The following is a 22,810-nucleotide window of genomic DNA, read 5'->3' as shown; positions in this document are numbered from 1 at the left end:
GGTGACGCCCTGTGGCGTTTCCGTGTCCGCGCGCGTCCTGAGCCCCTGCGCCGGCCTCCCTCGGCACCCCGTGAACGGGTAGCGTGGTGCCCATGGCCATCACCACTGAGCATGCCGGCCGGTCCTACCCGGCCACGGCGCCCTACCGGGTGTCCCGCGCCAAGATCCACGAATTCGCTCGGGCGATCGGCGACGACAATCCCTCGTACGGTGGCCCGAACCCGATCGCCCCGCCGACCTTCGCCTTCGTCATCGCCTCGACCGCATGGGAGGCGATGCTCGCCGACCCGGAGCTGGAGGTGCGGCTGGAGCGGATGATCCACGGCGAGCAGCGGTTCACGTACGATCGCCCGCTGCGGGCCGGTGACGAGGTCGTCGGCGTGCTGACCCTCGACAAAGTGCGGCTGCGTGGCCCGATGGAGTTCATCACCACGTCCGTCGACGTCCGTACGGTCGCCGGCGAGCATGTCTGCACCGTGACCGCCCAGCTGATCCACAACCGTGAGGCCACCGCGCCGAAGGGGTCGGCCCCCCGGGCCGCCGCAGCCGAGGAGGCCACCCGATGACGACCGACCCGACCCCGCTGACCGTCGGCACCGAGCTGCCTCCGCTGACGGTCAATCTCACCCGGGCCGACCTGGTGCGCTACGCCGGCGCGTCCACCGACTTCAACCCGATCCACTGGTCCGACCGGATGGCCCGCAAGGTGGGCATGCCGTCGGTGATCGCCCACGGCATGCTGACCATGGCCACCGCTCTGCGAGTCGTCACCGACTGGGTCGGCGACCCGGGCAAGGTGCGCGGCTACTCCTGCCGCTTCACCAGCCCGGTCCCGGTCCCCGACGACGACGCCGGGGTCGAGGTGAGGATCGGCGCCGCCGTCACCGGGCTGACCGACGAGACCGCCACGGTGACCATCACCGCCGTGATCACCGGGCCCGACGGGGCCGACGTCAAGGTGCTCGGCCAGGCGGTCGCGGAGGTCGACCGTGGCTGAGCGGCTTGCTGACCACACCACCTTCCACCTGGGCGGGCCGGCTGCACGCTACGCGGTCGCCCACGACGACCGCACCCTGATCGACCTCGTCACCGCTGCCGACGCCGCCGGCGAACCGGTCCTCGTGCTGGGCGGCGGCTCCAACCTGCTGATCGGCGACGACGGGTTCGACGGGCTCGTCGTCCGGGTCGCCACCCAGGGCCTGTGGGTGGAGGAGGAGTCCTGCTGCGCCGGCGCCAACGTCACCGTCGCCGCGGGGGAGTCCTGGGACTGGTTCGTCCAGGAGGCGATCACCCGCGAGTGGCGCGGTCTGGAATCGCTGTCCGGCATCCCCGGCCAGGTGGGCGCGGTGCCGATCCAGAACGTCGGGGCGTACGGCACGGAGGTCGGCCACTACATCGTCCGGGTCCGCACCTGGGACCGCCGCGAGCGGGCCCAGAAGACCTTCTTCCCCGCCGAGTGCGGCTTCGGCTACCGGACATCCCGGTTCAAGGAGGAGCCCGGCCGCTGGATCATCCTCGATGTCGCGTTCCAGTTCCTGCTCGGTGACCTGCTCCCGGCGGTGCGCTACCAGCAGCTCGCCGACAGGCTCGGGGTCGCGGTCGGTGAACCGGCCCGGGCCCGACAGGTGCGCCAGGCCGTCCTCGAGCTGCGCGCCGGCAAGGGCATGCTGGTCGACCCGTCCGACCACGACACCTGGGGCGCCGGGTCGTTCTTCACCAATCCGGTGTTGCCGGAGGAACTGGCCACCCGGCTGCCGGCGGCGGCGCCGCGTTACCCGGCGGGTCCTGGCCTGGTGAAGTCATCCGCCGCCTGGCTGATCGAGCACGCCGGCTTCGGCAAGGGCTGGCACCTGCCCCGCTACGCCGACGGCGAGGCCCCGGCGACGCTGTCGACGAAGCACACCCTGGCGCTCACCAACCGTGGCTCCGCCTCGACCGCCGACGTGCTGGAGCTGGCCCGGGCGATCCGCGACGGCGTCCGGGAGGCGTACGGCGTCACCCTCGTCCCCGAGCCCAACCTGGTGAACTGCTCCCTGGACGATGTCCGGGTCTGACCGCCCCGCGGACCGTACGGGCCTGCGGCCGGGCGTCCCGGGTGCAGCGGCCGGCAGCGCCCCGGATTTCGCGGTCTGGGCACCGCGGCCGCGTCGGGTGCGGTTGTGGACCCGTCCGGCGGCGCCCACGGCGGCGGGCGATCCAGCCCTGATCACCACACCGTCGAGTAGCGCGCGCCCGGACAGCGCGCCTGTGGACACCATGCCTCTGGACAGCGCGCCTGTGGACAGCGCGCCTGTGGACAGCGCGTCCCGGATCACCGAGATGATCCGGGCCGACGACGACTGGTGGGACCCGGTCACCGCGGTCCCGTTGCCCGCCGACGGCGAACTGGACTACGGCTACCTGCTGGACGACGACCCGACACCGCGCCCCGACCCGCGCACGATGCGCCAGCCGTACGGGGTGCACGACGTGTCGCGGACGTACGATCCGGCCTCCTTCCCGTGGACCGACGACGCGTGGACCGGCCGCCAGCTCGCCGGCTCGATCATCTATGAGCTGCACATCGGCACGTTCACCCCGGAGGGCACCCTTGTCGCGGCGATCGACCGGCTGGACCATCTCGTCGATCTCGGTGTCGACACCGTCGAACTGCTCCCGGTGGCCGCCTTCAACGGCCCTCGCGGCTGGGGCTACGACGGGGTTGACTGGTTCTGCGTCCACGAGGCGTACGGCGGCCCGCGCGCCTACCAAGCCTTCGTCGATGCCTGCCACCGCCGCGGCCTGGCGGTGCTGCAGGATGTCGTGCACAACCACTGGGGCCCGTCGGGCAACTACCTGCCGATGTTCGGGCCCTACCTCGACGCCAGCACCGACACGCCCTGGGGCAATCCGGTCAACCTCGACGGCCCTGACTCCGACGAGGTGCGCCGCTATCTGCTGGACAACGCCCGGATGTGGCTGCGCGACTTCCACGTCGACGGGCTGCGGCTCGACGCCGTGCACGCCCTGATCGACCCGGGCCGGGCCGTCGACATCCTCGAGGAGCTCTCCGCCGAGGTCGACGCGCTCAGCGCCTTCCTCGGCCGCCCGCTCACCCTGATCGCCGAGTCCGACCAGAACAACCCGCGTCTCATCACACCCCGCGAGGCCGGTGGCTACGGCCTCGCCGGCCAGTGGGTCGACGACTTCCACCACGCGCTGGTCGCCACCCTCACCGGCGACGACACCGGCTACTACGCCGACTTCGCCGACCCCGAAGCCCTGGCGTACGTGCTCGGCCACGGTTTCCTGCACGACGGGCGATGGTCGTCCTTCCGGGGGCGTACGCACGGCCGTCCGCTGCCGCCCGGCACGCCGGCCTGGCGGCTGGTGGTGTGCGCCGACAACCACGACCAGATCGGCAACCGTGCCGCCGGAGACCGGCTCCGTGGCCGGGTCGACGAGCGCACCCTGGCGACCGCGGCGGTGCTGACGTTGACCGCCCCGTACACCCCGATGCTCTTCATGGGGGAGGAGTGGGGCGCCTCGACGCCCTGGCCCTTCTTCTCCTCCCATCCGGAGCCGGAGCTCGCCCGGGCGGTGTCCGAGGGACGGCGGGCGGAGTTCGCCCGGATGGCCTGGGACCACGCCCGGGTGCCCGACCCGCAGGACCTGCAGACGTTCACCGACGCGATCCTCGACTGGTCCGAGCCGCTCCGCGAGCCGTACGCCTCGCACCTCGCCCTGGTCCGCGACCTGATCACCCTGCGCCACTCCTGGCCCGATCTCGGCGATCCACGGCTGGACCGCACCGCGGTGCGGCTCGACGGCGACCTGCTGGTGATCGAGCGAGGCGTACGGATCGTCGTGGCGGTCAACCTCGGCGAGGAACCGGTCGATACCGGCCTCGCCGGCACGGTCCTGCTGGCGACGGGTGACGTGACGACGGGTGACGTGGCGACGGGTGACGTGACGGGGGGTGACGTGACGGCGGGGGAGCCGGCCACGGCGACCGCCGGGACCGGGCTGCGGCTCGGGCCACGCTCATCGGTGATCCTCGACCGGGCCTGAGTCGGTCGAGGACCTGGCCGGTCCGGGCCGGCGGTCGCGGGCCGGTGTCCGGGGCCGGGACGATCAAGCTCGGCGCCCCGTCATGTCTCGTCCCCGTGCCGGTCCGGGGCACGGCGTGCCGTGCCACAGGGCGGCGGCACGGCCGGCCCGGTTCGACATCGTCGCGGCGATCTGCGTAGACTACCGATCTTGTCGGACGGGGAACCGCCCGACGGACGGCACTAGCTCAACTGGCAGAGCATCGGTCTCCAAAACCGAAGGTTGGGGGTTCAAGTCCCTCGTGCCGTGCGAGTCCGGGGCACCGTGTGTGCCGGGCGCGACGAGCAGTCCTCGCTGGCGCTACAGTCGGTGATGTCGTCCGAACCGGTCGATGGCACTGCCTTGTCGGGGCACGCCTCGACTGTCGGGGGGCACCGAGACCGAACAGGTCGCTGACCTGGCGAGACGAAGGACGATGTGTGGCAGAGGACCTGACGGATCCGCAGGATTCCGAGGATGTCGCAGCCGCCGAGGAGCGCACCCCCGCATCCCGCGCCGGTGGACGGGGCGGACGCCGCCCGGTGCGCCGGGCGCACGATTCCTCGCGCCGCTCCGCACTCCCGCCGTACGAGCAGAAGGCCGGGCCGATCGCCTTCACCGGACAGTCCGTCGATGAGCTGAAGAAGGTCACCTGGCCGACCCGGCAGGAGATGGGCGGCTCGTTCATCGCCGTGCTCCTTTTCGTGGCGTTCATCATGGTGTTCGTCAGCCTGCTCGACACCGGGCTTGGCTGGGTGGTGCTGAAGGTGTTCGGCGGATGACGTACGACAACGACCGAGAGGGAAACGTGGCAGACAACGACGAGTTCGACCCGTCCGAGGTGGAGATCGACCTGGACGCGTTCGAGGACGACACCGTCGGTGACGAGCCCGACCTGGACTTCGGTCTCGACGCCGAGGAGCCGACCGACGAGGAGCTGAGCGCGGCCGACATCTTCGGCTCCGTGCAGACCCCGCCGGCGGAGGCGACCACCGAGCCCACCGAGACGACCCCCGCCGACGAGGACGAGCACGCGGACGTCGAAGAGGCCGAGGATGAGGCGGAGTCCACCGGCACCGCGCCGGGGGCACCGGCCCGCGGGCTGGACGACGACTTCGAGATCAACCTGAACTTCGACGCCGACCAGGAGGAGGAGCAGACCTCCGCGGCGCCGGTGATGGACTTCGACGCCGAGGCCGCGGTCGCCACCGCGATGGCCGAGCTGCGCACCGACCTGGACAGCAAGTTCGGTGACTGGTACGTGGTGCACACGTACGCCGGCATGGAGAACCGGGTCAAGCAGAACATCGAGCAGCGCGTCACCTCCCTCAACATGGAGGACTACATCTACGAGACCGTCGTCCCCACCGAGACGGTCGTCGAGATGAAGAACGGCAACAAGAAGGAAGTCACCCGGGTCTATCTGCCCGGCTACGTCCTGGTCCGGATGGACCTGACCGACGAGTCGTGGGGCTGCATCCGGCACACCCCGGCCGTCACCGGCTTCGTCGGCAACGCCAACGACCCGACCCCGCTCACCCTCGACGAAGTCGAGAACATGATGCGGCCCTCGGTGGTGGCCCGCGTCGCCGCATCCGCGGTCGGCAAGGGCAAGCGCCCGGCCAAGAAGGTCGAGGTGCAGGACTACCAGATCGGCGACTCGATCATGGTCATCGAGGGCCCGTTCGCTGGCGTCCCGGGCATCATCACCGAGATCAACCCGAACACCCAGCGGCTGATCGCCACCGTGGAGTTCATGGGCCGCGACACCCCGGTGGACCTGACCTTCCCGCAGATCCAGAAGTCCTGACGGCGGCCGGACGACCGGCCCCGGACACCCCCCACGAGGACCCCTCACGCCCGCGGATTGCGCGGCGGAGGGGTCCTCGGGTTATGCTTTGACACTGTGCGTCGTGTGCCCGCCCCCGGGCGGTCCGTACGACGCACCGGTCGGACCTCGGGCAGCCCCAGCCAGGTCGCCCCGCTTCGGCCGCCGCGTCCGCACGCCCCGGCGTACGTGATGTGAGGATCCCGCCCGCGCGGGGACCTCCGGAGACCCCACCGTGGTGCGGGTCACCGACCATCGGTCGCACGACCCCGTACGACCACCGAAGAGTTGGGCGTACGTCCGCGTACGTCCATGAGCATGCACTGCCTTGAGCATGCACGGAAAGGACCCACCGCATGCCTCCCAAGAAGAAGGTCGCGGCGATCGTCAAGATCGCCATCAACGCCGGCCAGGCCAACCCGGCGCCGCCCGTCGGCACCGCCCTCGGCCCGCACGGCGTCAACATCATGGAGTTCTGCAAGGCGTACAACGCCGCGACGGAATCCCAGCGTGGCAACGTCATCCCGGTCGAGATCACGATCTACGAGGACCGGACTTTCACCTTCGTCACGAAGACCCCGCCGGCCGCCGAGCTGATCAAGAAGGCCGCCGGGATCAAGAAGGGCTCGTCGAACCCGCTGAAGGACAAGGTCGCCAAGCTCACCGCCGACCAGGTCCGCGAGATCGCCACCACCAAGCTCCCCGACCTCAACGCGAACGACGTCGAGGCCGCCATGAAGATCGTGGCCGGCACCGCCCGTTCCATGGGCGTCACCGTCGAGGACTGACCCCGTTCCGGTCCGTACGACACGGATCGGGGCTCCATCCACCGGATGTGGGAGGACCGGCGCGGTCCGCACCACCACTGGTATCAGCACTGAAGGAAACCAGCTCATGAAGCGCAGCAAGGCATATCGGGCGGCCGCCGCCAATCGCGACGAACAGGCCCTCTACTCTCCGCGTGAGGCCCTGACTCTGGTCAAGGACAACGCCTCCGCCAAGTTCGACGAGACGATCGAGGTCGCGATGCGCCTCGGCGTCGACCCCCGCAAGGCCGACCAGATGGTCCGCGGCACGGTCAACCTTCCCCACGGCACCGGCAAGACGGCACGGGTCCTCGTCTTCGCCACCGGTCCGAACGCCGAGGCCGCCACGGCCGCGGGCGCCGATGAGGTCGGCGCCGACGAACTGATCGAGAAGATCCAGGGTGGCTACCTGGACTTCGACGCAGTCGTCGCGACCCCGGACATGATGGGCAAGGTCGGCAAGCTCGGTCGCGTCCTCGGCCCGCGCGGCCTGATGCCGAACCCGAAGACCGGCACCGTGACCATGGACGTCGCGAAGGCCGTCACCGAGATCAAGGGCGGCAAGATCGAGTTCCGCGTCGACCGTCACTCGAACCTGCAGTTCATCATCGGCAAGGCGTCGTTCAGCATCGACCAGCTGATGGAGAACTACTTCGCCGCGGTCGACGAGATCGTCCGGCTCAAGCCGACCACCGCGAAGGGTCGCTACGTCAAGAAGATCTCCGCGTCCTCGACGATGGGCCCGGGCGTCCTGATGGACCCGGCCAAGGTCAAGGCTGAGATCGAGGCGACCGCCTGATTCCAGCGGTCGGGATCGAGGCGACCGCCTGATCTCTCCAGGAACCATCCCGAAGGGCTCCGCTGCCGTGCGTACGTACGGCAGCGGAGCCCTTCGGCGGATTGGACTCCACCGGACGGGTCGGCTAGAGTGGTCGCTGCCAAAGACCGCAGGTGGTCGTACGCCCGTCGTACGCCCTAAGCTCCGCACCGGAGGCCCGCGCAGGTGAGACGAGTTCCATGTCGTCCCGTCATCCAGCCAGGCCCGCCTGGGGATGGCCGGTCATCATGTGCCCCGTGCGCCCGCGCGCCGGGGCATTTTTCGTGTCCCGGACCCGCGAGGGTGGTGCCGGGTGGCTCCAGCGGTCGAGGCGTACGTCCCGTCGGGACGTGCACACGACAGAAGTGGAAGGAGAACCATGGCGAGGGAGGACAAGGCAGCAGCTGTCGCCCAGCTCTCGGAGCAGTTCGAGAGCTCTGACGCTGTTGTGCTCACCGAGTACCGCGGCCTCTCCGTGGCGCAGCTGAAGACTCTTCGGCGCGCGCTGGGCGAGGACGCCACCTACGCCGTGGCAAAGAACACCCTCATGAAGCTGGCGGCCAACAAGGCCGGCATCGACGTGCTGGATGAGATCCTGGCCGGCCCGAACGCTCTGACCTTCATCAAGGGCGACATCGCGACCGTGGCCAAGGGCCTCAAGAACTTTGCCAAGGACAATCCGCTCCTGGTCATCAAGGGTGGCGTCATGGAGGGCAAGTTCCTCGACGCCAAGCAGGTCGGCGCACTCGCCGACCTGGAGTCGCGCGAGGTCTACCTCGCCAAGCTCGCCGGCGCCATGAAGGGCAACCTCTCCAAGGCCGCCGGTCTGTTCGCCGCCCCGCTGCAGACGGCTGCTCGCGCGTTCGGTGCGCTGCAGACCGCTGCCGAGGCGAACCCCTCCCTCATCGCGGGTGCCGGCGAGGCGCCGGCCGCGGTGGAGACCACGGAGCCCGAGACCGCCGATGCAGCCCCCGCTGCGGAGGCCGCCGAGGCAGCGCCTGCTGCCGAATGATCCGTACGGATCACCACCACCGCAGGCGTGGCCCGGACGGCCAGACTGCATCACACACCAAGAAGTGAGGAACCCATCATGGCCAAGCTGAGCAACGACGAGCTGATCGCCGCTTTCAAGGAGATGTCGCTGATCGAGCTCTCCGAGTTCGTGAAGCTGTTCGAGGAGACCTTCGAGGTCACCGCCGCCGCCCCGGTCGCCGTGGCCGTCGCCGGTGCCCCGGCCGGCGCCGCTGAGGCCGAGGCCGAGGAGGAGCAGACCGAGTTCGACGTCGTCCTCGAGTCGGCCGGCGACAAGAAGATCCAGGTCATCAAGGAGGTGCGCGCGCTCACCTCCCTCGGTCTGAAGGAGGCCAAGGAGCTCGTGGAGTCCGCCCCCAAGGCCATCCTGGAGAAGGTCGCCAAGGACGCGGCTGCCGCCGCCAAGGAGAAGCTCGAGGCCGCTGGCGCCTCCGTCTCCGTCAAGTGATCACGGCCTCGGAGCCCGCGGGTCCCGAGGAGCTGACATCCGTCCACAGGGGCGGGTCCCGTCTGGGGCCCGCCCCTGTGGCGTTTCCGGGCGTTCGGCGGTGGTCGGTGGGGCCGGCCTGCGCTGCGGCGGTCGGTGTGGCGCGGCGGGGCGGTGGTGCTTGAGGTGGCGTTGGTGCTTGGGGTGGGCTTGCGGGCGGCGGGGATCGTCGGCTGGTATCCCGGCGCCCGGGGTTCGCGTTCGCTGGCTCTGGTGAGCTGGCATGGGGCGGTCCTGGTTCGGTGGACCGCGACTCGTGGGCTGCAGTTTGTGGGCCGCGGTTCATGGGAACGCAGCTCTTTGGGCCCGGCACGAGGGATCCCCGACGATTCTGGTGAACCCCGATCATTCTCAGCCTCGCCGATGCTGCGCATCTACGCCGACCGTATTTGGCCGTGCAACGTCGGTGCTACTGAGGGCCATCGGGGTTCCTGAGAATCGTCGGGGATCTGGGGGCCAGAGGCTGGCTGACTTCGCGTCGTTGCACGTCCTGTTGTCGACACCCGTGGGGTGTGTCGGCGCCAGTGTGCTCGGTGCGCTCGGTGGGGCGCGGATGCTCGTGTCTCGGGCTCTTGGTGTGGCGCCGGCACCCGGGCTGCCCGCGACAGCGATGCCGCGGGCACGTACGTCGCAAAGGGGTGTTGTCCGCCTGCCGCAAAGGGGTGTTGTCCGCCTGCCGCAAAGGGGTGTTGTCCGCCTGCCGCAAAGGGGTGTTGTCCGCCTGCCGCAAAGGGGTGTTGTCCGCCTGCCGCCGAGTGTTGTCCGTGTGTTGTTCGGACTTCCGCCAGCGCCATGCCGGCGATTCGATGGGGGCATGGAGCGCCGCCAACCCGCAGACCACGTTCAGTATCCACTGACCTCGACCGCCGGACTGCGGGCTCGGGGAATGTCGACCCACGCTATCGAGTCGGCCGTCCGCACCGGGGCTCTCGCCAGGCTTCGCCGGGGCACGTACACCGACCGGCTTCCTGATGACCCGTCGGACAGGCACCGGCTGCTGGTGGCTGCGGCGGTCGAGGGGTTGAACGACGGTACCGTCGTCAGTCACGTGTCGGCGGCCGCGTGGCACGGATTGGACGTGCCCTGGCGTGACCTGTCGGATCAGGTCCATGTGACCAGGGACCGAGGTGGGGAGAGCCGGCGTCGTCGGCTCATCAGTCATGTCGCCGCTGTCCCGCCCGCGCACGTCGAGGTCTCGGATGGCTGCCCGATCACCTCAGTGCCATGGACAGTCGTGGACTGTGCGCGAACCCTCGGCTTCGCGGACGGGTTGGCGGTGGTGGACAGTGCCCTTCGGCTCGCGTTCGGCCGATGCACCAAGGAGCAGCTGGTGGGCGTGCTGCGGGCTCAGGGCGGAAGACACGGGATTGCCATTGCGCGGGCGGTCGTGGCGGGCGCATCGCCGCTTGCCGAGAATGGCGGTGAGTCGGTGAGTCGGGCACTGCTCAAGCAGCAAGGGCTCCCGGATCCGGTCCTGCAGTACGAGATCCGCAACGAGAACGGTGAGTTCGTCGCGAGGACGGATCTGGCGTGGCTGGAGGCGCGTACGGTCGGCGAGTTCGATGGTGTCCAGAAATACCGTCGAGGGCAGGATGACCAGGATGCGGGTCGGATCGTCTACCAGGAGAAACGACGCGAGGACGCGATCCGAAGTCTCGGCTGGGAGGTCGTCCGGTGGGGGTGGGACGACCTCGACGACTCCGCTGCCCTCGCCGCCCGGATCAGGACCGCGATGCGGCGGCGTGCTGGAGCGTACGTCACCCGCCCGCGCACAGCCTGAGCTGCGCTCCACCCACACCCGATCTCTCCCGCGGTCGGGATGGGGAGGGGGGCGGGGTGGGGCGGGATGATACCGGTGGTCGGCAGACCGAGCGCAGGGGCGGTGGCAGGGGCCTTCGGGGCCCCGGATGGCGGGGCCCCGAAGGCCCCCACAGCCCCGATGAGTCTCAGCTACCCCGATGATTCTCAGCTACCCCGATGTTGCTCATCTTCCCCGACCGTACTCGGTCGTGCATCGTCGGTGTTCCTGCGGACCGTCGGGGTTCCTGAGAGTCGTCGGCCTTCTTGCGCGCAAGTAGTGCGCGAGTGGCGCGCGGGGCCTGGTGAAGCATGGCGCGGGAGGAGTGGTTCGCTGGCCGGCCGCCTCGAGTGCGAGCGGCCGTGCTCGGGCCGAGCCTCGCCGACGTGTACGCCGAGCCTCGCCGATGTGTACGCCGAGCCTCGCCGACGTGTACGCCGAGCCTCGCCGATGTGTACGCCGAGCCTCGCCGACGTGTACGCCGACCCGGCCTCCGTGAGCGCCGGAGGCCCTGAGCACGGATCTGTCCGAGGCCACCGGCGCCGTGAGTGCTACGCCCCGACGCTCCGCCGGGGTTCCGCTCCCGGATCGTCCACTCAGATCCCGAACCGCGCGCTCACGCCCCGCGCCAGCAGGTCGATGCCCAGTTCCAACCGATTCCCGTCGTCCGGTGCCGGCCCGTCGATCACCCCGAGGGCCGCCGCCTGGGTGCGTGACTGCTCGTTGAGGGTCAGCCCGAGGGTGAGATGGAGGGCCGTCTCGCCGATCGCCTCGGCATCGGCGGTGTCCAGGCCGGCTGCGGTCAGCAGGCGTACGAGGGGCTCCTGCGGGCGCAGCGTGCCCAGGCTCAGCGCCAGCGCCGACGAGGTGAGGTCGGCCCCGTCGCGATGGGTCAGCAAGGTAGCGCGCAGCGACACCGACCAGTCGAGCAGGGCCTGTTGCCAGGGATCGTCGGGCCCGGGGGTGCAGACCCCGGCGAGGATGTGGTCGGTGACGGCAGCGAGCAGTTCCTGTTTGTTGGCGTAGTGCCAGTAGAGGGCGCCCGGCTGGACGTGCAGGGCGGTCGCCAGCCGGCGCATCGTCAGGTCCGCCAGCCCGTACGTGTCGAGGATCTCGACGGCCTTGGCGAGGACATCCGCCCGGCTCAATGACATGGACCCTCACTCCCGGCTGTTCGACCCCGGGTTCCGAGCCTAGCCGCCCGCCCGCGGACCCGCCGCATCGGACGACTTGAACACCGTATAGTGAACGCTGTTCAAGTCGTCCGATCATGCCCTTCGAGGAGATTCCATGGCCAGCCAGGACCTGTCCACCGCCGAACGAGTGGCCGTCGGCCCCGAGGGGGTCGCCGCTCACGATCGGTCGACCGATGTCGCCGCTCACGATCGGTCGGCCGATCCCGAGGGCGCCTCACCTCACGATGGGTCGGCCGATCCCGAGGGGGTCGCCGCTCACGATGGGTCGGCCGATTCCGAGGGGTTGGTTGACCCCGAGGCGCTCGCTGATCGCGTGCTGGCTGGGGGAGCGGTGACCGAGGAGGAGGCGGTGGCCCTGCTCGGTGTGCCCGACGCCGAGGTGCTCGGCCTGGTCCACGCGGCCGGACGGCTCCGCCGCCACTGGTTCGGCAACTCGGTCAAGCTCAACTACCTGGTCAACCTCAAGTCGGGGCGGTGCGCCGAGGACTGCGGGTACTGCTCGCAGCGGCTCGGTTCCGAGGCCGATGTGCTCAACTATCCCTGGTTGTCCACCGACGAGGCGGTCCGGGCCGCGCGGGCCGGGATGGATGCCGGCGCCCGCCGGGTCTGCCTGGTCTCCTCCGGCCGCAGTCCCTCCAACCGCGATCTCGACCGGGTCGGCGACATCGTCGACGGGCTGAGGCAGGCCGACGCTGATGTCGAGGTGTGCGCCTGCCTCGGGCTGCTCAAGGAGGGCCAGGCGGAGCGGCTCGCCGCGGCCGGCGTCGACGCGTACAACCACAACCTCAACACCGCCGCGTCCCACTACGACGACATCTGCTCCACCCACACGTACGCCGACCGGGAGGACACCGTCGGCAGGGCGCACGGCGCCGGACTGTCGGCCTGCTCCGGCCTGATCGCCGGAATGGGAGAGACCGCCGCGGAACTGGTCGACGTCACCTTCGCGCTGCGCCGGATCGGCTCGGACTCGGTGCCGGTCAACTTCCTGATGCCCTTCGACGGCACCCCGCTGGCGGGCAGTCACACCCTCGCCCCGCTCGACTGCCTGCGGATCCTCGCCATGGTGCGCTTCGTGCACCCGGACACGGAGGTCCGGATCGCCGGCGGCCGGGAGGACAGCCTGCGCTCCCTGCAGCCTCTGGGACTGGAGGTCGCCAACTCGATCTTCCTCGGCGACTACCTGACCTCCGAGGGACAGGCCGGCGCAGCCGACCTGCAGATGATCGCCGACGCCGGCTTCGTGCCGGTCGGGGAAAAGGATGATCCGGCGTACGGAGCCGCCCAGACCGGGCAGGCCCGTCAGGCCGCCCAGACCGCGCAGGCAGCCCAGACCGCGCCGGGCACCCCGGGGGCCCAGACCGCGCCGGGCACCCAGGCGACGCCGGCGATCCGCCGCCGGGGCGCCGGAACCGCGCTGGCCCCCAACGCCTGATCGGCCTCGGTCCACCACCGCACCACCGACCGCACGACACCGCTCGTGGTCGGTGGTGCGGTGGTGTCGTCAGGGTGGCGTAGCATGACCCCGTCGAACGGATCGGTGCGACCCGATGCGCGTCGGAGGAGAGCTGAGGTCGGACCACATCCGACGCCGGGCGAATCCGACATCGACGAGATTGCGGTACCGGACGAGAGGCTGCCTCGGGCGAGACGAAGCCTGTCGTACGGGTGCGATGCGCCCTCGCGTCGCCCGGTGTTCACCCCCGTCAGGCTGGCAGGCCGACACGCGGGAGAGTAAACTGGGCGCCAGCGCACCGGAGATGGGCTATTCTTCTGGGTTTGCGTTTTCTGTCATGGTCGTGTAGTGTCGGCGTTTGCCTGTTGTCGCCTGCCGCCCTGATGCCGTACCGCGTGAGTTTCCCCTTCCCCACAGGGGCCCGCGTGGATGGCGCCTTCCCTGGTCGTGTGGCATCGGCACTACATCGCCTGCCAGTTCTGGAAGGACCAAACTGTTGGCCGCCGCGCGCATTGCCTCGAAGAACACCGACGTCATCTCCTCGACGGGACGCATCTCGTTCGCGAAGATCCACGAACCCTTGCAGGTGCCCCACCTGCTCGATCTTCAGATCAAGTCGTTCGATTGGCTGGTCGGTAACGACGCCTGGAAGGCGTCGGTGGAGGAGGCCCAGGAGCAGGGCCGCACCGATATCAACACGAAGTCCGGCCTGGAGGAGATCTTCGAGGAGATCTCGCCCATCGAGGACTTCTCCGAGACGATGTCGCTGTCGTTCCGCGACCACCGTTTCGAGGACCCGAAGAACTCGGTCGACGAGTGCAAGGAGAAGGACGCCACCTACTCCGCGCCGCTGTTCGTCACCGCGGAGTTCATGAACAACGACACCGGTGAGATCAAGTCCCAGACGGTGTTCATGGGTGACTTCCCGCTGATCACGGAGAAGGGCACCTTCATCATCAACGGGTCCGAGCGCGTCGTCGTGTCGCAGCTGGTCCGGTCGCCGGGCGTCTACTTCGAGAAGACCCCGGACAAGACGTCCGACAAGGACATCTACACCTGCAAGATCATCCCCTCGCGCGGCGCGTGGCTGGAGTTCGAGGTCGACAAGCGCGACCAGGTCGGCGTACGCCTCGACCGCAAGCGCAAGCAGTCGGTGACGGTGCTGCTCAAGGCCCTCGGCTGGACCAACGAGCAGATCCTGGAGGAGTTCGGCCAGTACGAGTCGATCCGCCACACCCTGGAGAAGGACCACACCACCGGCCAGGACGATGCCCTGCTGGACATCTACCGCAAGCTGCGCCCGGGTGAGCCGCCGACCATCGAGGCGGCCAAGAACCTCCTGGAGAACTACTACTTCAACCCGAAGCGCTACGACCTGGCCAAGGTGGGTCGCTACAAGATCAACAAGAAGCTCGGCGTCGGGCTGGCCTTCGACCAGCAGGTGCTGACGATCGACGACATCGTCTCGTCCATCCGCTACGTGGTGGCCCTGCACGACGGCCGCACCTCGCTGCCCGGCGTCGATGCCAACGGCGAGGTCGAGGACGTCCTGGTCGAGGTCGACGACATCGACCACTTCGGCAACCGCCGTCTGCGTACGGTCGGCGAGCTGATCCAGAACCAGCTGCGCACCGGCCTCGGCCGGATGGAGCGCGTCGTCCGGGACCGGATGACCACCCAGGACATCGAGGCGATCACCCCGCAGACGCTGATCAACATCCGTCCGGTGGTGGCGGCGCTGAAGGAGTTCTTCGGCACCTCGCAGCTGTCGCAGTTCATGGACCAGAACAACCCGCTGGCCGGTCTGACGCACAAGCGTCGTCTGTCCGCGCTGGGCCCCGGCGGTCTGTCCCGTGACCGCGCAGGCATGGAGGTCCGTGACGTCCACCCGTCGCACTACGGCCGGATGTGTCCGATCGAGACTCCTGAAGGCCCGAACATCGGCCTGATCGGTTCGCTGGCGTCGTTCGCCCGGGTGAACGCCTTCGGCTTCATCGAGACCCCGTACCGTCGGGTCGTCGACGGCAAGGTCACCAACGACATCGACTACCTGACCGCCGACGTCGAGGACCGCTACGTCATCGCCCAGGCCAACGCCCCGCTGCGCGAGGACGGCTCCTTCGTCGATGAGCGGATCCTGGTCCGCAAGCGCCACGGTGACGTCGACACCCTGCCCAGTGGGCAGATCGACTACATGGACGTGTCGCCGCGTCAGATGGTGTCGGTGGCCACCGCCCTGATCCCGTTCCTCGAGCACGACGACGCCTCCCGGGCCCTGATGGGGTCCAACATGCAGCGTCAGGCCGTGCCGCTGGTCAAGTCGGAGGCTCCGTTCGTCGGCACCGGCATGGAGTACCGCGCCGCCGTCGACGCCGGTGACGTCACCCTGGCCAAGAAGGCCGGCGGGGTCACCTCGGTCACCGGCGACGTCGTCGAGGTGTCGAACGACGACGGCACCCTCTCGGCGTACAAGCTGGAGAAGTTCGTCCGGTCCAACGCCGGCACCTGCGTCAACCAGCGCCCGCTGGTCTCCGTCGGGCAGCGTGTCGAGGTCGGCACCCCGCTGGCCGACGGCCCGTGCACCGACAACGGCGAGCTGTCGCTGGGTCGCAACCTGCTGGTCGCGTTCATGCCGTGGAACGGTCTGAACTACGAGGATGCGATCATCCTGTCCCAGCGGCTGGTGCAGGACGACGTACTCACCTCGATCCACATCGAGGAGCACGAGGTCGACGCCCGCGACACCAAGCTCGGTGCCGAGGAGATCACCCGCGACATCCCCAACGTCTCCGACGAGATGCTGGCCAACCTCGACGAGCGCGGCATCATCCGGATCGGCGCCGAGGTGACCACCGGCGACATCCTGGTCGGCAAGGTCACCCCGAAGGGCGAGACCGAGATGACCTCCGAGGAGCGCCTGCTGCGCGCCATCTTCGGGGAGAAGGCCCGCGAGGTCCGCGACACCTCGATGAAGGTGCCGCACGGCGAGTCCGGCACGATCATCGGGATCAAGGTCTTCGACCGGGACAACGGCGACGACCTGGCCCCCGGCGTGAACCAGATGGTCCGGGTCTACGTGGCCCAGAAGCGCAAGATCTCCATCGGTGACAAGCTCGCCGGCCGTCACGGCAACAAGGGCGTCATCTCGAAGATCCTCCCCGCCGAGGACATGCCCTTCCTCGCCGACGGCACCCCGGTCGACATCATCCTGAACCCGCTCGGCGTGCCCTCCCGGATGAACGTCGGCCAGGTGATGGAGCTGCACCTCGGCTGGATCGCCAAGTCCGGCTGGGACGTCACCGACGTCGACGAGCCGTGGGCCGAGCGGCTGCGCTCGGTGGGCCTCGGGCTGGTCGAGGGCGATCAGTGCCTGGCCACCCCGGTCTTCGACGGCGCCACCGACGAGGAGCTCGCCGGTCTGCTCGAGTACGGCCTGCCCAACCGCGACGGCCTGAAGGTCATGCAGGGCACCGGCAAGGCGCAGCTGTTCGACGGCCGCTCCGGCGACCCGTTCCCGGAGCCGATCGGTGTCGGCTACATGTACATGCTGAAGCTGCACCACCTGGTGGACGACAAGATCCACGCCCGTTCCACCGGTCCGTACTCGATGATCACCCAGCAGCCGCTGGGCGGCAAGGCGCAGTTCGGCGGCCAGCGCTTCGGTGAGATGGAGGTGTGGGCCCTCGAGGCGTACGGCGCCGCCTGGGCACTGCAGGAGCTGCTCACCATCAAGTCCGACGACGTGTCGGGTCGTGTGAAGGTCTACGAGGCCATCGTCAAGGGGGAGAACATCCCCGAGCCGGGCATCCCCGAGTCCTTCAAGGTCCTGATCAAGGAAATGAAGTCCCTGTGCCTCAACGTGGAGGTGCTCTCCTCGGACGGCATCGTGCAGGACCTGCGCGATGCCGAGGACGAGAACTACCGCGTGCCGGACGGGCTCGGCGTCGACCTGCGTCGTCGCCCCGGCTCGGACGCCATGGTCCAGGGCTGACTTCCCTCACCCACCAGCAACTCTTTCAGGACTATCAGCCCGCCTGACGAGGCGGGAGGAAGAGATACAACGTGCACGACGCGAATTCCTTCGACGAACTGCGGATCGGCCTGGCCACGGCCGAGGACATCCGCGGGTGGTCCCACGGCGAGGTGAAGAAGCCGGAGACCATCAACTACCGCACCCTGAAGCCGGAGCGCGACGGGCTGTTCTGCGAGAAGATCTTCGGTCCCACCCGTGACTGGGAGTGCTACTGCGGCAAGTACAAGCGCGTCCGCTTCAAGGGCATCGTCTGTGAGCGGTGCGGCGTCGAGGTGACCCGTTCCAACGTCCGCCGCGAGCGGATGGGCCACATCGAGCTCGCCGCCCCGGTGACCCACATCTGGTACTTCAAGGGTGTGCCGAGCCGGCTCGGCTACCTGCTCGACATCGCGCCGAAGGACCTGGAGAAGGTCATCTACTTCGCGGCGTACATGATCACCACCGTCGACGAGGAGGCGCGTCACCGCGACCTGCCGTCGCTGGAGGCGAAGATCAACCAGGAGAAGGCGAACCGCACCAAGCAGCGTGACGCCGCCATCGAGCAGAAGATGCGCAAGCTCGAGGAGGACCTGGAGAAGCTCGAGTCCGAGGGCGCCTCGGCCGACATGAACCGCAAGGTGCGTGCCCAGGCCGAGAAGGAGGTCAAGCTGCTGCGTGACCGCGGTCAGCGCGAGATCGACCGTCTGGACGCGGTGTGGGACCGGTTCAAGGGCCTCAAGGTGCAGGACCTCGAGGGTGACGAGGTGCTCTACCGCGAGATGAAGGCGCGCTTCGGCCGCTACTTCGCCGGGTCGATGGGCGCTGCCGCCATCCAGCAGCGGCTGCGCGACTTCGACCTCGACGCCGAGGCGGAGAACCTCCGTACGATCATCCGCAACGGCAAGGGGCAGCGGAAGACCCGCGCCCTCAAGCGGCTCAAGGTGGTCTCGGCGTTCATCCAGACCGGCAACTCGCCGGAGGGCATGGTCCTCGACGCCGTCCCGGTCATCCCGCCGGATCTGCGCCCGATGGTCCAGCTCGACGGTGGCCGGTTCGCCACCTCCGACCTGAACGACCTCTACCGTCGCGTCATCAACCGCAACAACCGCCTCAAGCGACTGCTCGATCTCGGCGCCCCCGAGATCATCGTCAACAACGAGAAGCGGATGCTGCAGGAGGCCGTCGACTCGCTGTTCGACAACGGCCGCCGCGGCCGGCCGGTGACCGGCCCGGGCAACCGCCCGCTGAAGTCGATCTCCGACATGCTCAAGGGCAAGCAGGGCCGGTTCCGTCAGAACCTGCTCGGCAAGCGCGTCGACTACTCGGGCCGTTCGGTCATCGTGGTCGGCCCGCAGCTGAAGCTGCACCAGTGCGGTCTGCCCAAGACGATGGCCCTGGAGCTGTTCAAGCCCTTCGTGATGAAGCGGCTGACCGACCTCAACCACGCGCAGAACGTCAAGGCGGCCAAGCGCATGGTCGAGCGCAAGGACCCGCGGGTCTGGGACGTCCTCGAAGAGGTCATCACCGAGCACCCGGTGCTGCTCAACCGCGCACCTACGCTGCACCGCCTCGGTATCCAGGCCTTCGAGCCGCAGCTGATCGAGGGCAAGGCCATCCAGCTCCACCCCCTGGTCTGCACGGCCTTCAACGCCGACTTCGACGGTGACCAGATGGCCGTCCACCTCCCGCTCAGCGCGGAGGCCCAGGCCGAGGCCCGGATCCTGATGCTGTCGACGAACAACATCCTCAAGCCGGCCGACGGTCGTCCCGTCACCCTGCCGACCCAGGACATGATCATCGGCATGTACTTCCTCACCCAGGAGCGCCCCGGCGCGATCGGTGAGGGCCGGGTGTTCCGCGACCCGGCGGAGGCCCGGATGGCCTTCGACCTCGGCGAGATCAAGCTCGGCACCAAGGTGACCATCCGGATGCGGGACATCGTCCCGCCGGACGCCAGCCAGCAGCTGCGCGAAGACGGCACCATCATGCTGGAGACCACGCTGGGTCGTACGATCTTCAACGAGGCGCTGCCGGCCGACTTCCCGTACGTCAACTACGAGGTGTCGAAGAAGCCGCTGGGCCGGATCGTCAACGACCTGGCCGAGCGCTACCCGAAGGTCGACGTCGCCGCGGCGCTGGACAACCTGAAGGACCTCGGCTTCGGCTGGGCCCCCCGGTCGGGTGCGACGGTGTCGGTCTCCGACATCCAGACCCCGGACAGCAAGCCCGAGCTGATCGCCCGCTACGAGGCCAAGGCGACCGCGATCGACAAGCAGTACGAGCGCGGCAAGTCGACCGCCGAGGAGCGTCGCTCCAACCTGATCGAGCTGTGGCAGCAGGCGACCGCCGAGCTGACCGAGGCGATGGAGCAGAACTTCTCGCACACCAACCCGATCTACATGATGGTGCACTCCGGTGCTCGAGGGAACATGACGCAGATGCGTCAGATCGCCGCCATGCGAGGCCTGGTGGCCAACCCAAAGGGCGACATCATCCCCTCCCCGATCAAGTCGAACTTCCGTGAGGGCCTGACCGTTCTGGAGTACTTCATCTCCACCCACGGTGGCCGGAAGGGCCAGGCCGACACCGCGCTGCGGACGGCCGACTCGGGCTACCTGACCCGTCGTCTGGTCGACGTCTCCCAGGACGTCATCATCCGCGAGGAGGACTGCGGCACCGAGTCCGGTCTGCCCAAGCGGATCGCGATCGAGAAGAACGGCGTGCTCGTCGCCGATCCGACGATCGAGACGGCGGTCTACGCGCGGTGCCTGGCCACCGACATCACCGACGCCAACGGCGAGGTGCTGCTGCAGGCCGGCGTCGACCTCGGCGACGTCAACATCAAGATGCTGATCGACAACGGCATCACCCACGTGAAGGTCCGCTCGGTGCTCACCTGTGAGTCCACCTCCGGCACCTGCGCGATGTGCTACGGCCGCTCCCTGGCGACCGGCAAGCTCGTCGACGTCGGTGAGGCGGTCGGTATCGTCGCGGCCCAGTCGATCGGCGAGCCCGGCACCCAGCTGACGATGCGTACGTTCCACACCGGTGGTGTGGCCGGTGACGACATCACCCAGGGTCTGCCGCGTGTCGTCGAGCTGTTCGAGGCCCGGTCCCCGAAGGCCAAGGCGCCCATCGCGGGTGCTGCCGGCCGGATCCGGCTGGAGACCACCGACCGCGGGCGCAAGATGTACGTCGTGCCCGACGACGGCTCGGAGGAGTTCGAGGTCGCGCTGGGCCGGCGTGCCCGCCTGCTGGTGGAGGACGGCGACCACGTCGGCGTCGGCCAGCAGCTCGCCAACGGCCAGCTGGACCCGCAGGACGTCCTCGAGGTCCTCGGCGTCGCGGCGGTGCAGCAGCACCTGGTGGACGAGGTCCAGAAGGTGTACGGCACCCAGGGCGCGCCGATCCACGACAAGCACCTGGAGATCATCATCCGCCAGATGCTGCGTCGGGTGACCGTGCTGGAGTCGGGCGACACCGAGATGTTGCCCGGTGAGCTGGTCGATCGTCCGACGTACGTCGCGCAGAACCGCAAGGTCGTCGCCGAGGGGGGCCAGCCCGCCCAGGGCCGTCCGGTCCTGATGGGCATCACCAAGGCGTCGCTGGCGACCGACTCGTGGCTGTCGGCGGCCTCCTTCCAGGAGACCACCAAGGTGCTGACCGATGCCGCCATCCACGGCAAGTCGGACTCCCTGGTGGGCCTGAAGGAGAACGTCATCCTCGGCAAGCTGATCCCGGCCGGCACCGGCCTGGACCGCTACCGCAACATCCGGGTCGAGCCGACCCCGGAGGCGAAGGCGGCCGCGTACACGATGGCCAGCTACGAGGCGTACGACTACGACCTGATGTCGGGTGCCGGCACCTCGGTCCCGCCGCTGGACGACTTCGACATGGGTGGCTACCGCTGATCGGAGCCCGTCACAGGGGATCTGCACCGCCGTGGGGGCGTCCGGAAGGACGCCCCCACGGCGTTTCCGTGTAGAGTGACGTGCCGCCCGCGCAGGTGTTTTGACCGATGGCAGGAAAGTCGGTAGCCTTGCTATCTGTGTCCGGCCTGTCCGGACCAGTCGCAGCGCCCGCTCGCGGGGTGATCGGCTGTCGGCCATCGGCCGGCACGGCCGATCGTGGTGAACAACCTGGGTGAGGTTCCGTATCGCGCCGTGCGCGGTGTCGGCCACCGAAGGCTTTCGGAACCGCCGGCAGAGCCGCGAACATGCGGTCGTCCCGCCGCCACGAGGCGACGTCGCGCAAGGGTCTTTCCCGCGCGTACGTCCTCGCCGGTAGGGGGTCGCAGCCAGGAGTCATCTGACCCCGCCAGGAGTCGTACGACATCAGGGCACACCCGACCGCCGGGTGTGCCCGACCAACGGAAAGAGATACCAGCCGGTGCCAACTATCCAGCAGCTGGTCCGCAAGGGCCGGACCGACAAGGCGACGAAGAGCAAGACGCCTGCCCTGAAGGGCTCTCCGCAGCGCCGTGGCGTCTGCACCCGCGTCTACACCACCACCCCGAAGAAGCCGAACTCGGCGCTGCGGAAGGTCGCCCGTGTGCGGCTCTCCAGCGGTGTCGAGGTGACGGCGTACATCCCGGGCGTGGGTCACAACCTCCAGGAGCACTCGATGGTGCTCGTGCGTGGCGGTCGTGTGAAGGACCTCCCGGGCGTTCGTTACAAGATCATCCGCGGCTCGCTGGACACCCAGGGCGTCAAGAACCGTAAGCAGGCCCGCAGCCGCTACGGTGCGAAGAAGGAGAAGTAATGCCTCGTAAGGGTCCCGCGCCCCGTCGCCCGATGCCCGCCGATCCGGTCTACGGCTCTCCCCTGGTGAGCCAGCTGGTCAGCAAGATCCTGGTGGACGGCAAGAAGTCCGTCGCGCAGAACATCGTCTACACCGCTCTCGAGGGCACCCGGGCCAAGACCGGCGTCGACCCGGTGCAGACCCTGAAGCGCGCTCTGGACAATGTGAAGCCCTCTCTCGAGGTGAAGTCCCGCCGCGTCGGCGGCGCCACCTACCAGGTCCCGGTCGAGGTCAAGCCGGCCCGCGCCACCACGCTGGCGCTGCGCTGGCTGGTCGGATTCTCCCGGGATCGCCGCGAGAAGACGATGGCCGAGCGCCTGATGAACGAGATCCTCGACGCCTCCAACGGCCTCGGCGCTTCGGTGAAGCGTCGCGAGGACACCCACAAGATGGCCGAGGCCAACAAGGCTTTCGCTCATTACCGTTGGTGACACCCCTTGCTGCACGGCGCCGGGCGCCGATGGTCCGCTGTGGCGGTACGCATCCTCGTACCGCCCGGGTTGGATCGTC

The 22,810-nt window shown here is 68.9% G+C and carries 17 protein-coding genes and 1 tRNA gene; 17 read left to right on the top strand and 1 reads right to left on the bottom strand.

The features are described 5' to 3' along the window. Nucleotides 1-92: 92 nt before the first annotated feature. The 12 genes from R0146_RS01650 (at nucleotide 93) to R0146_RS01595 (ending at nucleotide 10,818) form a co-directional block, all read left to right on the top strand. Nucleotides 93-566 (top strand): FAS1-like dehydratase domain-containing protein, encoded by a 474-nt coding sequence (locus R0146_RS01650; protein ID WP_317691134.1) that lies wholly within the window; start codon nucleotides 93-95, stop codon nucleotides 564-566. Beyond that, entirely contained in the window at nucleotides 563-997 is a 435-nt protein-coding gene (locus R0146_RS01645; RefSeq protein WP_317691133.1) for a MaoC/PaaZ C-terminal domain-containing protein, read from the top strand. The genes R0146_RS01650 and R0146_RS01645 overlap by 4 nt, the downstream gene beginning before the upstream one ends. Beyond that, nucleotides 990-2,054: a UDP-N-acetylmuramate dehydrogenase gene (locus tag R0146_RS01640; protein WP_317691132.1), complete on the top strand. Its 1,065-nt coding sequence runs from the start codon at nucleotides 990-992 to the stop codon at nucleotides 2,052-2,054. The genes R0146_RS01645 and R0146_RS01640 overlap by 8 nt, the downstream gene beginning before the upstream one ends. 238 nt (nucleotides 2,055-2,292) lie before the next feature. Beyond that, entirely contained in the window at nucleotides 2,293-4,050 is a 1,758-nt protein-coding gene (gene treZ, locus R0146_RS01635; RefSeq protein ID WP_317691131.1) for a malto-oligosyltrehalose trehalohydrolase, read from the top strand. Nucleotides 4,051-4,265: 215 nt separating this feature from the next. Beyond that, nucleotides 4,266-4,338, top strand: a tRNA-Trp gene (locus R0146_RS01630). 170 nt (nucleotides 4,339-4,508) lie between these two features. Next, complete coding sequence (secE, locus tag R0146_RS01625; RefSeq protein ID WP_317691130.1) at nucleotides 4,509-4,850, top strand: preprotein translocase subunit SecE; 342 nt, start codon at nucleotides 4,509-4,511, stop codon at nucleotides 4,848-4,850. A 26-nt stretch (nucleotides 4,851-4,876) separates the two neighbouring features. Beyond that, nucleotides 4,877-5,878 (top strand): transcription termination/antitermination protein NusG, encoded by a 1,002-nt coding sequence (gene nusG / locus R0146_RS01620; protein ID WP_317691129.1) that lies wholly within the window; start codon nucleotides 4,877-4,879, stop codon nucleotides 5,876-5,878. A gap of 374 nt (nucleotides 5,879-6,252) precedes the next feature. Then, the gene (gene rplK, locus R0146_RS01615) at nucleotides 6,253-6,684 is read left to right on the top strand and encodes a 50S ribosomal protein L11 (protein ID WP_317691128.1); all 432 of its coding nucleotides are present in this window, start codon (nucleotides 6,253-6,255) and stop codon (nucleotides 6,682-6,684) included. Between the two features lie 106 nt (nucleotides 6,685-6,790). Continuing rightward, the gene (gene rplA / locus R0146_RS01610; RefSeq protein WP_317691127.1) at nucleotides 6,791-7,501 is read left to right on the top strand and encodes a 50S ribosomal protein L1; all 711 of its coding nucleotides are present in this window, start codon (nucleotides 6,791-6,793) and stop codon (nucleotides 7,499-7,501) included. 397 nt (nucleotides 7,502-7,898) lie between these two features. Next, nucleotides 7,899-8,531, top strand: a complete 633-nt coding sequence (gene rplJ / locus R0146_RS01605; protein ID WP_317691126.1) for a 50S ribosomal protein L10 — start codon at nucleotides 7,899-7,901, stop codon at nucleotides 8,529-8,531. 78 nt (nucleotides 8,532-8,609) lie between these two features. Beyond that, the gene (gene rplL, locus R0146_RS01600) at nucleotides 8,610-8,999 is read left to right on the top strand and encodes a 50S ribosomal protein L7/L12 (protein ID WP_317691125.1); all 390 of its coding nucleotides are present in this window, start codon (nucleotides 8,610-8,612) and stop codon (nucleotides 8,997-8,999) included. 1,273 nt (nucleotides 9,000-10,272) lie between these two features. Further along, nucleotides 10,273-10,818: a putative endonuclease domain-containing protein gene (locus R0146_RS01595; protein ID WP_317691124.1), complete on the top strand. Its 546-nt coding sequence runs from the start codon at nucleotides 10,273-10,275 to the stop codon at nucleotides 10,816-10,818. Nucleotides 10,819-11,432: 614 nt separating this feature from the next. Here the strand turns inward: R0146_RS01595 and R0146_RS01590 are convergent. After that, complete coding sequence (locus tag R0146_RS01590; protein WP_317691123.1) at nucleotides 11,433-11,990, bottom strand: TetR/AcrR family transcriptional regulator C-terminal domain-containing protein; 558 nt, start codon at nucleotides 11,988-11,990, stop codon at nucleotides 11,433-11,435. A gap of 136 nt (nucleotides 11,991-12,126) precedes the next feature. Here R0146_RS01590 and bioB point away from each other — a divergent pair, with 136 nt between their 5' ends. The 5 genes from bioB to rpsG all read left to right on the top strand — a co-directional run bounded on the left by bioB (nucleotide 12,127) and on the right by rpsG (nucleotide 22,731). Beyond that, entirely contained in the window at nucleotides 12,127-13,467 is a 1,341-nt protein-coding gene (gene bioB / locus R0146_RS01585; RefSeq protein ID WP_317691122.1) for a biotin synthase BioB, read from the top strand. Nucleotides 13,468-13,984: 517 nt separating this feature from the next. After that, entirely contained in the window at nucleotides 13,985-17,479 is a 3,495-nt protein-coding gene (rpoB, locus tag R0146_RS01580; protein ID WP_317691121.1) for a DNA-directed RNA polymerase subunit beta, read from the top strand. 71 nt (nucleotides 17,480-17,550) lie between these two features. After that, nucleotides 17,551-21,411: a DNA-directed RNA polymerase subunit beta' gene (locus R0146_RS01575; protein ID WP_317691120.1), complete on the top strand. Its 3,861-nt coding sequence runs from the start codon at nucleotides 17,551-17,553 to the stop codon at nucleotides 21,409-21,411. 478 nt (nucleotides 21,412-21,889) lie between these two features. Further along, nucleotides 21,890-22,261: a 30S ribosomal protein S12 gene (rpsL, locus tag R0146_RS01570; protein ID WP_317691119.1), complete on the top strand. Its 372-nt coding sequence runs from the start codon at nucleotides 21,890-21,892 to the stop codon at nucleotides 22,259-22,261. After that, nucleotides 22,261-22,731 (top strand): 30S ribosomal protein S7, encoded by a 471-nt coding sequence (gene rpsG / locus R0146_RS01565; protein WP_317691118.1) that lies wholly within the window; start codon nucleotides 22,261-22,263, stop codon nucleotides 22,729-22,731. Before rpsL ends, rpsG begins: the two co-directional genes overlap by 1 nt. Nucleotides 22,732-22,810 lie beyond the last annotated feature (79 nt).

The sequence above is a fragment of the Raineyella sp. LH-20 genome, from assembly GCF_033110965.1.
GTDB lineage: Bacteria > Actinomycetota > Actinomycetes > Propionibacteriales > Propionibacteriaceae > Raineyella.
Note: the sequence above shows the minus strand (reverse complement) of the source record. Positions and strands in the feature narration are given on the sequence as shown.

Excerpts from the sequence above, each read along its gene's own strand:
- R0146_RS01650 (WP_317691134.1), top strand. The coding sequence starts at position 93 with ATGGCCATCACCACTGAGCATGCCGGCCGGTCCTACCCGGCCACGGCG.
- R0146_RS01645 (WP_317691133.1), top strand. The coding sequence starts at position 563 with ATGACGACCGACCCGACCCCGCTGACCGTCGGCACCGAGCTGCCTCCG.
- rplK (WP_317691128.1), top strand. The coding sequence starts at position 6,253 with ATGCCTCCCAAGAAGAAGGTCGCGGCGATCGTCAAGATCGCCATCAAC.
- rplA (WP_317691127.1), top strand. The coding sequence starts at position 6,791 with ATGAAGCGCAGCAAGGCATATCGGGCGGCCGCCGCCAATCGCGACGAA.
- rplJ (WP_317691126.1), top strand. The coding sequence starts at position 7,899 with ATGGCGAGGGAGGACAAGGCAGCAGCTGTCGCCCAGCTCTCGGAGCAG.
- rplL (WP_317691125.1), top strand. The coding sequence starts at position 8,610 with ATGGCCAAGCTGAGCAACGACGAGCTGATCGCCGCTTTCAAGGAGATG.
- R0146_RS01590 (WP_317691123.1), bottom strand. The coding sequence starts at position 11,990 with ATGTCATTGAGCCGGGCGGATGTCCTCGCCAAGGCCGTCGAGATCCTC.
- bioB (WP_317691122.1), top strand. The coding sequence starts at position 12,127 with ATGGCCAGCCAGGACCTGTCCACCGCCGAACGAGTGGCCGTCGGCCCC.
- rpsG (WP_317691118.1), top strand. The coding sequence starts at position 22,261 with ATGCCTCGTAAGGGTCCCGCGCCCCGTCGCCCGATGCCCGCCGATCCG.